The sequence below is a fragment of the Streptococcus sp. 79 genome (assembly GCF_013277425.1).
GTDB classification, from domain to species: Bacteria; Bacillota; Bacilli; order Lactobacillales; family Streptococcaceae; genus Streptococcus; species Streptococcus pseudopneumoniae.
Genome location: NZ_VMMW01000056.1, coordinates 1 through 9,468, shown reverse-complemented (window position 1 = coordinate 9,468; position 9,468 = coordinate 1). Strand labels below are relative to the sequence as shown.

General features: G+C 40.1%; 12 protein-coding genes and 2 pseudogenes. 13 read left to right on the top strand and 1 reads right to left on the bottom strand.

The window, feature by feature from the left end; translation table 11 throughout:
* Nucleotides 1-554, bottom strand: a pseudogene (locus tag HT729_RS08250) (winged helix-turn-helix domain-containing protein); the annotation flags it as partial.
* Between the two features lie 225 nt (nt 555-779).
* Here HT729_RS08250 and HT729_RS08245 point away from each other — a divergent pair.
* From HT729_RS08245 to HT729_RS08185, 13 genes and pseudogenes are all read left to right on the top strand, one after another.
* Nucleotides 780-1,193, top strand: coding sequence for a GNAT family N-acetyltransferase (locus HT729_RS08245; RefSeq protein ID WP_166731177.1), 414 nt, complete (start codon nt 780-782; stop codon nt 1,191-1,193).
* A gap of 429 nt (nt 1,194-1,622) precedes the next feature.
* Nucleotides 1,623-1,823 carry a F0F1 ATP synthase subunit C gene (locus tag HT729_RS08240; protein ID WP_001054562.1) on the top strand — a complete coding sequence of 67 codons (201 nt, stop codon included), beginning with the start codon at nt 1,623-1,625 and terminating at the stop codon, nt 1,821-1,823.
* A gap of 34 nt (nt 1,824-1,857) precedes the next feature.
* Nucleotides 1,858-2,574 (top strand): F0F1 ATP synthase subunit A, encoded by a 717-nt coding sequence (atpB, locus tag HT729_RS08235; protein ID WP_000392851.1) that lies wholly within the window; start codon nt 1,858-1,860, stop codon nt 2,572-2,574.
* Nucleotides 2,575-2,587: 13 nt separating this feature from the next.
* On the top strand, nt 2,588-3,082 hold the full coding sequence (gene atpF / locus HT729_RS08230) for a F0F1 ATP synthase subunit B (RefSeq protein ID WP_023937358.1): 495 nt from the start codon (nt 2,588-2,590) through the stop codon (nt 3,080-3,082).
* The gene (locus tag HT729_RS08225; RefSeq protein ID WP_023933459.1) at nt 3,082-3,618 is read left to right on the top strand and encodes a F0F1 ATP synthase subunit delta; all 537 of its coding nucleotides are present in this window, start codon (nt 3,082-3,084) and stop codon (nt 3,616-3,618) included. The genes atpF and HT729_RS08225 overlap by 1 nt, the downstream gene beginning before the upstream one ends.
* Nucleotides 3,619-3,632: 14 nt before the next feature.
* On the top strand, nt 3,633-5,138 hold the full coding sequence (gene atpA, locus HT729_RS08220) for a F0F1 ATP synthase subunit alpha (RefSeq protein ID WP_000996629.1): 1,506 nt from the start codon (nt 3,633-3,635) through the stop codon (nt 5,136-5,138).
* A gap of 15 nt (nt 5,139-5,153) precedes the next feature.
* Nucleotides 5,154-6,032: a F0F1 ATP synthase subunit gamma gene (locus HT729_RS08215; protein WP_100127800.1), complete on the top strand. Its 879-nt coding sequence runs from the start codon at nt 5,154-5,156 to the stop codon at nt 6,030-6,032.
* 190 nt (nt 6,033-6,222) lie between these two features.
* Complete coding sequence (gene atpD, locus HT729_RS08210; protein WP_000094360.1) at nt 6,223-7,629, top strand: F0F1 ATP synthase subunit beta; 1,407 nt, start codon at nt 6,223-6,225, stop codon at nt 7,627-7,629.
* A 10-nt stretch (nt 7,630-7,639) separates the two neighbouring features.
* A complete protein-coding gene (locus HT729_RS08205) occupies nt 7,640-8,059 on the top strand; it encodes a F0F1 ATP synthase subunit epsilon (protein WP_000068041.1) in 420 nt (139 codons plus the stop codon).
* 215 nt (nt 8,060-8,274) lie between these two features.
* Complete coding sequence (locus tag HT729_RS08200) at nt 8,275-8,460, top strand: hypothetical protein (RefSeq protein ID WP_172931892.1); 186 nt, start codon at nt 8,275-8,277, stop codon at nt 8,458-8,460.
* Nucleotides 8,441-8,791, top strand: coding sequence for an IS66 family insertion sequence element accessory protein TnpB (gene tnpB, locus HT729_RS08195; RefSeq protein ID WP_050141977.1), 351 nt, complete (start codon nt 8,441-8,443; stop codon nt 8,789-8,791). Before HT729_RS08200 ends, tnpB begins: the two co-directional genes overlap by 20 nt.
* A gap of 54 nt (nt 8,792-8,845) precedes the next feature.
* Nucleotides 8,846-9,052 (top strand): transposase, encoded by a 207-nt coding sequence (locus tag HT729_RS08190; RefSeq protein WP_000653988.1) that lies wholly within the window; start codon nt 8,846-8,848, stop codon nt 9,050-9,052.
* Nucleotides 9,027-9,468 (top strand): annotated as a pseudogene (locus HT729_RS08185) (IS66 family transposase); the annotation flags it as partial. The gene HT729_RS08190 and the pseudogene HT729_RS08185, both read left to right, overlap by 26 nt.

The following is a 9,468-nucleotide window of genomic DNA, read 5'->3' as shown; positions in this document are numbered from 1 at the left end:
CCTCATCTTGGTACATCAAGCGAACCTTACGAAAATGCCTACTGGTTTTAAAGCGCTTTCTGAGCTTCTTGAATTGAGATTTTATTTTTAGACGCGACAATGGTTTGAGAGTCTACTTTCTTGGGATGTGCTGGACGTGGCCTAATATTTCGCCAACCATGGTGCTTCAAGAGTTGATAGAAGGTATCACGTGTGTAGGAAGAACCTAACTCCTTTTTATAAGCCTGAAATAAGGCATCAATTGTAACAAATTCTCCTGCCTCTGCAGCCTTCAAATGACGGGCAAGAAAGGCTTTCTCTTCCTCAATTGTCATATGTGCATGGTTACGACCACCACGTATTTCTTGAAGGAGAGAATCGCGTCCGAACTCCTCATATTTTTTTACAGTTGGCCAAATCGTTGTTTGATTACAGTCTAAAAACTCTATAATCTCTTTATAAGATTTACCCATCAGACGAAATAGAACGATTTGAAGGCGTTTATGATATTTAGCTGTACTAGAGTCTCTTAAAAGTGTTTTGATAGCTTGGATTTCTTCTTTAGTTGATTTCATATTACTACTATATAATGCTTTTTAATTTTAGTTTAGTATGAGCTGACTTCGTCAGTTCTATCTACAACCTCAAAACCATGCTTTGAGCAACCTGTGGCTAGTTTCCTATTTTGCTCTTTGATTTTCATTGAGTATTAGATGTATAGTGCATTGAAGTTAAAATAGTATATTTTGGTTTCTAAGACATTGTTAGAAATTAGATTAAATTCCTTAATCGATTTGCGCATGTTTTATTTTATTTCACTATACTTTAGATTGAAAAATAAGGATTCACATAAATCGCAAGAAATAGGGAATCTGATTCGTGTTTATAACCGTTCAAAAAGAGAGGAAGCTGAAAGTGAGCCACTTAATCTTTATGTCGAAGATGAAAAGGGCAATCTCCTGGCAGGTTTGATAGTAGAGACTTTTAGAAATTGGCTAGAAATCGAGTATTTATTTGTAAAAGAGGAACTGAGAGGGCAAGGAATCGGTTCAAAACTATTGCAGCAAGCAGAAACTGAAGCTAAGAATCGAAACTGTCGTTTTGCCTTTGTCAATACCTACCAGTTTCAAGCTCTTGATTTTTATAAAAGGTATGGCTACAAGGAAGTCTTTAGGTTACAAGACTATCCCTACATTGGGCAAAGATATTATTAGCAAAAGAATCTGTAAGGTGAGTATGGAGGTATAATACAAAGAGAGGCTCGCACATAAGTATGGAGGTGGACTGATGTATATGAGTAACTATCGATAAATACCAGTTATAACCTAGAAATTGTGTCTTTCTGGGCAATATTGGGTACAATGCAATGGCAGCTGAGAAATTGGGAATCAAGGCTTATCGGGTTAAGAAAAGAAGTGATGTGGTTGATATCTTAAAACAATTTATTTAAACTAAAAACTCTCTATCTTTTTAAATTGACATTAATCCGAGATTCCCCTCTCGAGTTTTTCAGAATAGAGTGAAATCCGAAAGAAAATGGAAATAATTTTTATTAAACGCTTCCAATAGCGGTTAAAAGTTGACAAATTTAAATTTTAGGACTACACTAAGTAAGTAAATTTTATTTTAAAGGAGAATTCGTTATGAATTTAACATTTTTAGGCTTATGTATTGCCTGTATGGGCGTATCTGTCGGTGAAGGTTTATTGATGAATGGACTGTTTAAATCAGTAGCACGCCAACCAGATATGCTTTCTGAGTTTCGTAGTTTGATGTTTTTAGGTGTTGCCTTTATTGAAGGAACTTTCTTTGTAACTCTTGTCTTCTCATTTATTATCAAATAAATACATGGAACGAGAAGAAAAGGGAGGATTTTAGATGGAAGAAAGTATTAATCCAATCATCTCTATTGGTCCTGTTATCTTCAATCTGACTATGTTAGCCATGACCTTGTTGATTGTGGGAGTTATTTTTGTCTTTATTTATTGGGCAAGCCGCAATATGACCTTGAAACCCAAAGGAAAGCAAAATGTACTTGAGTATGTCTATGACTTTGTTATTGGATTTACAGAACCTAACATTGGTTCGCGCTACATGAAAGATTACTCACTCTTTTTCCTTTGTTTATTTCTTTTCATGGTGATTGCCAATAACCTTGGCTTAATGACAAAGCTTCAAACGATCGATGGGACTAACTGGTGGAGTTCGCCAACCGCTAATTTACAGTATGACTTAACCTTATCTTTTCTTGTCATTTTGTTGACACATATAGAAAGCGTTCGTCGTCGTGGATTTAAAAAAAGTATAAAATCTTTTATGAGTCCTGTTTTTGTCATACCGATGAATATCTTGGAAGAATTTACAAACTTCTTATCTTTGGCTTTGCGGATTTTTGGGAATATCTTTGCAGGAGAGGTCATGACGAGTTTGTTACTTCTTCTTTCCCACCAAGCTATTTATTGGTATCCAGTAGCCTTTGGAGCTAATTTGGCTTGGACTGCATTTTCTGTCTTTATTTCCTGCATCCAAGCTTATGTCTTTACTCTTTTGACATCTGTGTATTTAGGGAATAAGATTAATATTGAAGAGGAATAGAAAGGAGTAACTGATGCACGTAACAGTAGGTGAATTGATTGGTAATTTTATTTTAATCACTGGCTCTTTTATTCTTTTGCTAGTCTTGATTAAAAAATTTGCATGGTCTAATATTACAGGCATTTTCGAAGAAAGAGCTGAAAAAATTGCTACTGATATTGACAGTGCTGAAGAAGCCCGTCAAAAAGCAGAAGTATTGGCCCAAAAACGTGAAGATGAATTGGCAGGCAGTCGCAAAGAAGCCAAGACAATCATTGAAAATGCAAAGGAAACAGCTGAGCAAAGTAAGGCTAGTATCTTAGCAGATGCTAAACTAGAAGCAGGACGCTTAAAAGAAAAAGCAAACCAAGAAATTGCTCAAAACAAAGCTGAAGCTTTACAAAGCGTTAAGGGTGAGGTTGCAGATTTGACCATCAGCTTGGCTGGTAAAATCATCTCACAAAACCTTGATGGTCATGCCCATAAAGCACTCATTGATCAGTATATCGATCAGCTAGGAGAAGCTTAATGGACAAGAAAACAGTAAAGGTAATTGAAAAATACAGCATGCCTTTTGTCCAATTGGTACTTGAAAAAGGAGAAGAAGACCGTATCTTTTCAGACTTGACTCAAATCAAGCAAGTTGCTGAAGAAACAGGTCTGCCTTCTTTTTTAAAACAAGTGGCAGTAGACGAGTCGGATAAGGAAAAAACAATTGCTTTTTTCCAAGACTCTGTGTCACCTTTAATACAAAACTTTATCCAGGTTCTGGCCTACAATCACAGAGCAAATCTTTTTTATGATGTGCTTGTAGATTGCTTGAACCGACTTGAAAAAGAAACAAATCGATTTGAAGTGACGATTACTGCTGCTCATCCTCTAACGGATGAACAAAAGAGTCGTTTGCTCCCTTTGATTGAGAAGAAAATGTCTCTTAAAGTAAGGAGTGTAAAAGAAGAAATCGATGAAAGTCTCATTGGTGGTTTTGTTATTTTTGCCAATCACAAGACAATTGATGTGAGTATTAAACAACAACTTAAAGTTGTTAAAGAAAATTTGAAATAGAAAGTGGTGTTCTTTTGGCAATTAACGCACAAGAAATCAGCGCTTTAATTAAGCAACAAATTGAAAATTTCAAACCCAATTTTGATGTGACTGAAACAGGTGTTGTAACCTATATCGGGGACGGTATCGCGCGTGCTCACGGCCTTGAAAATGCCATGAGTGGAGAGTTGTTGATTTTTGAAAACGGCTCTTATGGTATGGCTCAAAACTTGGAGTCAACAGACGTCGGTATTATCATCCTTGGTGACTTTACAGATATCCGTGAAGGCGATACAATCCGCCGTACAGGTAAAATCATGGAAGTCCCAGTAGGTGAAAGTCTGATTGGTCGTGTTGTGGATCCGCTTGGTCGTCCAGTTGACGGTCTTGGAGAAATCCACACTGATAAAACTCGTCCAGTAGAAGCACCAGCTCCTGGTGTTATGCAACGTAAGTCTGTATCAGAACCATTGCAAACTGGTTTGAAAGCTATTGACGCCCTTGTACCGATTGGTCGTGGTCAACGTGAGTTGATTATCGGTGACCGTCAGACAGGGAAAACAACCATTGCGATTGATACAATCTTGAACCAAAAAGGTCAAGATATGATCTGTATCTACGTAGCGATTGGACAAAAAGAATCAACAGTTCGTACTCAAGTAGAAACACTTCGTCAGTACGGTGCCTTGGACTACACAATCGTTGTGACAGCTTCTGCTTCACAACCATCTCCATTGCTCTTCCTAGCTCCTTATGCTGGGGTTGCCATGGCGGAAGAATTTATGTACCAAGGGAAGCATGTTTTGATTGTATACGATGATCTATCAAAACAAGCGGTAGCCTATCGTGAACTGTCTCTCTTGCTTCGTCGTCCTCCAGGTCGTGAAGCCTTCCCAGGGGATGTTTTCTATCTTCACAGCCGTTTGCTTGAGCGCTCAGCTAAAGTTTCTGATGAGCTTGGTGGTGGTTCAATTACAGCCCTACCATTTATCGAGACACAAGCAGGAGATATCTCAGCCTATATCGCAACCAACGTGATTTCTATCACTGATGGACAAATCTTCCTTGGTGATGGCCTCTTCAATGCGGGGATTCGTCCAGCCATCGATGCGGGTTCATCTGTATCACGTGTAGGTGGTTCTGCACAAATCAAAGCCATGAAGAAGGTTGCTGGTACACTTCGTATCGACCTTGCTTCATACCGTGAGTTGGAAGCCTTCACTAAGTTTGGTTCTGACTTGGATGCGGCAACACAGGCTAAGTTGAACCGCGGTCGTCGTACAGTTGAAGTCTTGAAACAACCTGTTCACAAACCATTGCCTGTTGAGAAACAAGTAACCATTCTCTATGCTTTGACACATGGTTTCTTGGATACTGTTCCAGTAGATGATATTGTTCGTTTTGAGGAAGAGTTCCATGCCTTCTTTGATGCTCAACATCCAGAGATTTTGGAAACCATTCGTGATACAAAAGACTTGCCAGAAGAAGCAGTCTTGGATGCTGCGATTACAGAGTTTCTCAATCAAACCAGCTTCCAATAAGAATAGAGGTGTCAGATGGTAGTATCTCTAAATGATATTAAAACAAAAATCGCCTCAACAAAAAATACGAGTCAAATCACAAATGCCATGCAAATGGTATCGGCTGCTAAGCTAGGTCGCTCTGAAGAAGCTGCTCGTAACTTCCAAGTTTACGCTCAGAAAGTGCGCAAGCTCTTGACAGATATCCTCCATGGTAATGGAGCTGGTGGTTCAACCAATCCCATGTTGATTAGCCGTCCTGTGAAGAAGACAGGCTATATCGTTATCACTTCAGACCGCGGTTTGGTTGGAGGTTATAATTCCTCTATTCTGAAAGCCGTTATGGAGTTGAAAGAAGAATACCACCCAGACGGTACAGGTTTTGAAATAATCTGTATTGGTGGAATGGGAGCTGATTTCTTTAAGGCTCGTGGTATTCAACCACTTTATGAACTACGTGGCTTGGCAGACCAACCTAGCTTTGATCAAGTTCGTAAGATTATTTCAAAAACTGTTGAAATGTACCAAAATGAACTCTTTGATGAGCTTTATGTTTGCTACAACCACCATGTCAATACGCTAACCAGTCAAATGCGTGTGGAACAAATGCTTCCGATTGTTGACTTGGATCCAAATGAAGCGGATGAAGACTACAGCTTGACTTTTGAATTGGAAACCAGCCGAGAAGAAATTTTGGAGCAGTTATTGCCTCAGTTTGCAGAAAGTATGATTTACGGTGCCATTATCGATGCCAAGACAGCTGAGAATGCTGCTGGTATGACAGCCATGCAAACAGCGACAGATAATGCTAAGAAAGTCATCAATGATTTGACAATTCAGTATAACCGTGCCAGACAGGCGGCGATTACACAAGAAATTACAGAAATTGTAGCAGGAGCTAGTGCCTTAGAATAGGCTCTAGTCCAGTTCGTATGAAAATGAACTTATACTCAATGAAAATCAAAGAGCAAACTAGGAAGCTAGCCGCAGGCTGTACTTGAGTACGGCAAGGCGACGCTGACGTGGTTTGAAGAGATTTGCGAAGAGTATTAGGACCTAGTTTAGCTAGGAACCGACAGTATCTTATATAGAATAGGAGAAGGAGATGAGTTCAGGTAAAATTGCTCAGGTTATCGGTCCCGTTGTAGACGTCTTGTTTGCAGCAGGGGAAAAACTTCCTGAGATTAACAATGCACTTGTCGTCTACAAAAATGACGAAAGAAAAACAAAAATCGTCCTTGAAGTAGCCTTGGAGTTGGGAGATGGTATGGTCCGTACTATCGCCATGGAATCAACAGATGGGTTGACTCGTGGAATGGAAGTATTGGACACAGGTCGTCCAATCTCTGTGCCAGTAGGTAAAGAAACTTTGGGACGTGTCTTCAACGTTTTGGGAGATACCATTGACTTGGAAGCTCCTTTTACAGAAGACGCAGAGCGTCAGCCAATTCATAAAAAAGCTCCAACTTTTGATGAGTTGTCTACCTCTTCTGAAATCCTTGAAACAGGGATCAAGGTTATCGACCTTCTTGCCCCTTACCTTAAAGGTGGTAAAGTTGGACTGTTCGGTGGTGCCGGAGTTGGTAAAACCGTCTTAATCCAAGAATTGATTCACAACATTGCCCAAGAACACGGTGGTATTTCAGTATTTACTGGTGTTGGGGAACGTACTCGTGAGGGAAATGACCTTTACTGGGAAATGAAAGAATCAGGCGTTATCGAGAAAACAGCCATGGTATTTGGTCAGATGAATGAGCCACCAGGAGCACGTATGCGTGTTGCCCTTACTGGTTTGACAATCGCTGAATACTTCCGTGATGTAGAAGGCCAAGACGTGCTTCTCTTTATCGATAATATCTTCCGTTTCACTCAGGCTGGTTCAGAAGTATCTGCCCTTTTGGGTCGTATGCCATCAGCCGTTGGTTACCAACCAACCCTTGCTACAGAAATGGGTCAATTGCAAGAACGTATTACATCAACCAAGAAGGGTTCTGTAACCTCTATCCAGGCTATCTATGTGCCAGCGGATGACTATACTGACCCAGCGCCAGCAACAGCCTTCGCTCACTTGGATTCAACAACAAACTTGGAACGTAAGTTGGTACAATTGGGTATCTACCCAGCCGTTGACCCACTTGCTTCAAGTTCACGTGCCTTGGCACCTGAAATCGTTGGAGAAGAGCACTATGCAGTTGCTGCAGAAGTAAAACGTGTCCTCCAACGTTACCATGAGTTGCAAGATATCATTGCTATCCTCGGTATGGATGAGCTTTCTGATGAAGAAAAGACCTTGGTTGCACGTGCCCGTCGTATCCAGTTCTTCTTGTCACAAAACTTCAACGTTGCGGAGCAATTTACTGGTCAGCCTGGTTCATATGTTCCAGTTGCTGAAACGGTACGTGGATTTAAAGAAATCCTTGATGGTAAATACGACCACTTGCCAGAAGATGCCTTCCGTGGTGTAGGTTCTATCGAAGATGTGATTGCAAAAGCTGAAAAAATGGGATTTTAAGAGGTAATCTATGGCTCAGTTAACTGTCCAGATCGTGACACCAGATGGTCTCGTCTATGATCACCATGCCAGCTATGTATCGGTTCGAACTCTGGATGGTGAGATGGGGATCTTGCCACGACATGAAAATATGATTGCGGTTTTAGCAGTTGATGAAGTAAAGGTAAAACGTATTGATGACGAAGATCACGTGAACTGGATTGCAGTAAACGGTGGCGTTATTGAAATTGCCAATGATATGATTACAATCGTTGCTGACTCTGCAGAACGTGCTCGTGATATCGATATCAGTCGTGCAGAACGTGCCAAACTTCGTGCAGAACGTGCAATTGAAGAAGCACAAGACAAACACTTGATTGACCAAGAACGTCGTGCGAAGATTGCACTGCAACGTGCCATTAACCGTATTAATGTCGGAAATAGACTATAAGAAAAAATGAACTTGAAAATTCCAAGTTCATTTTTTTATGGTGTTTTATACTCAATAAAAATCAAAAAGCAAACATAGGAAGTTAGCCATAGGTTGCTCAAAACATAGTTTTGAGGTTGTGGATAGAACGTAAGCGCGTCATAACAAGGTATCTATCATTCATGGAAGACCTCCTGTATACTATTAGTAAAGTAAAACTATTGGAGGATATTTAAATGCCACAAGCTATTGTTCCTGTAGAGATTCCACAATCTCGTCGTTTTGATTCTAAAAAGAGAAATGATATTCTGCTTAAAATTCGTATTGGCAAGCTTGAAGTAAGTTTTTTTCAATCTCTCAATCTCGAAATGATAGAACAGCTTTTGGATAAGGTGTTGCTCCATGACAATTCATCTATCTAGCCTAGGGCAGGTCTATCTCGTATGTGGGAAAACGGATATGAGACAAGGCATTGATTCACTGGCTTATCTCATTAAAACCCACTTTGAATTGGATCCTTTCTCAGGTCAAGTCTTTCTCTTTTGTGGTGGACGTAAAGACCGCTTTAAAGCCCTTTACTGGGATGGTCAAGGATTTTGGCTACTATATAAACGCTTTGAGAACGGTAAGTTGACTTGGCCAAGTACAGAAAAGGATGTCAAAGCTCTCACACCTGAACAAGTAGACTGGCTGATGAAGGGCTTTTCTATCACTCCCCAAATAAATTCATCAGAAAGTCGTGATTTCTATTGAAATGATGCCTTTCTTTTTAGTATAATAAAGTTAGAAAACAAGGAGGGGAAGACGATGAAAGACTTATTAAAAATCATTCAACAACAGAGTGCTACAATTGATAGTCTCACCAATGAACTTGCCCTTCTTCGTGAACAAGTGGCTTATCTAACGCAAAAGCTCTATGGAAAATCCTCTGAGAAAAGTGTTTGTCCATCTGGACAAGTCAGCCTTTTTGAGGAGGAAGCTTCATCTGATGAAGATGGAGAGGTTCCCAGTTGAAAGAGAAGAAATCACCTATAAACGTAAGAAAGCTAAAGGAAAACGTCAAGCTCTTCTTGCCCAATTCGATTCAGAAGAAGTTCATCATCGCTTAGAGGATTGCATTTGCCCTGACTGTCAGGGAGAGCTAAAAGAGATTGGAGCGAGTCTTCAAGGCCAAGAATTAGTCTTTATTCCTGCGCAATTAAAACGCATAGATCATATCCAACACTCTTACAAATGCCAAGCATGCAGTGAGAAAAATCCGAGTGATAAAATTGTGAAAGCTCCTATCCCTAAAGCCCCTTTGGCGCATAGCCTTGGCTCAGCTTCTATTATCGCTCACACCATCCATCAGAAGTTTAATCTGAAGGTCCCCAATTATCGCCAAGAAGAAGATTGGGCTAGGATGGGTTTACCAATCACACGTAAGGAAA

What these genes read in the sequence shown, in the direction of transcription:
- HT729_RS08245 (WP_166731177.1), top strand. Translation starts at nt 780, where the DNA reads ATGTTTTATTTTATTTCACTATACTTTAGATTGAAAAATAAGGATTCA.
- HT729_RS08240 (WP_001054562.1), top strand. Translation starts at nt 1,623, where the DNA reads ATGAATTTAACATTTTTAGGCTTATGTATTGCCTGTATGGGCGTATCT.
- atpB (WP_000392851.1), top strand. Translation starts at nt 1,858, where the DNA reads ATGGAAGAAAGTATTAATCCAATCATCTCTATTGGTCCTGTTATCTTC.
- atpF (WP_023937358.1), top strand. Translation starts at nt 2,588, where the DNA reads ATGCACGTAACAGTAGGTGAATTGATTGGTAATTTTATTTTAATCACT.
- HT729_RS08225 (WP_023933459.1), top strand. Translation starts at nt 3,082, where the DNA reads ATGGACAAGAAAACAGTAAAGGTAATTGAAAAATACAGCATGCCTTTT.
- HT729_RS08215 (WP_100127800.1), top strand. Translation starts at nt 5,154, where the DNA reads ATGGTAGTATCTCTAAATGATATTAAAACAAAAATCGCCTCAACAAAA.
- atpD (WP_000094360.1), top strand. Translation starts at nt 6,223, where the DNA reads ATGAGTTCAGGTAAAATTGCTCAGGTTATCGGTCCCGTTGTAGACGTC.
- HT729_RS08205 (WP_000068041.1), top strand. Translation starts at nt 7,640, where the DNA reads ATGGCTCAGTTAACTGTCCAGATCGTGACACCAGATGGTCTCGTCTAT.
- HT729_RS08200 (WP_172931892.1), top strand. Translation starts at nt 8,275, where the DNA reads ATGCCACAAGCTATTGTTCCTGTAGAGATTCCACAATCTCGTCGTTTT.
- tnpB (WP_050141977.1), top strand. Translation starts at nt 8,441, where the DNA reads ATGACAATTCATCTATCTAGCCTAGGGCAGGTCTATCTCGTATGTGGG.
- HT729_RS08190 (WP_000653988.1), top strand. Translation starts at nt 8,846, where the DNA reads ATGAAAGACTTATTAAAAATCATTCAACAACAGAGTGCTACAATTGAT.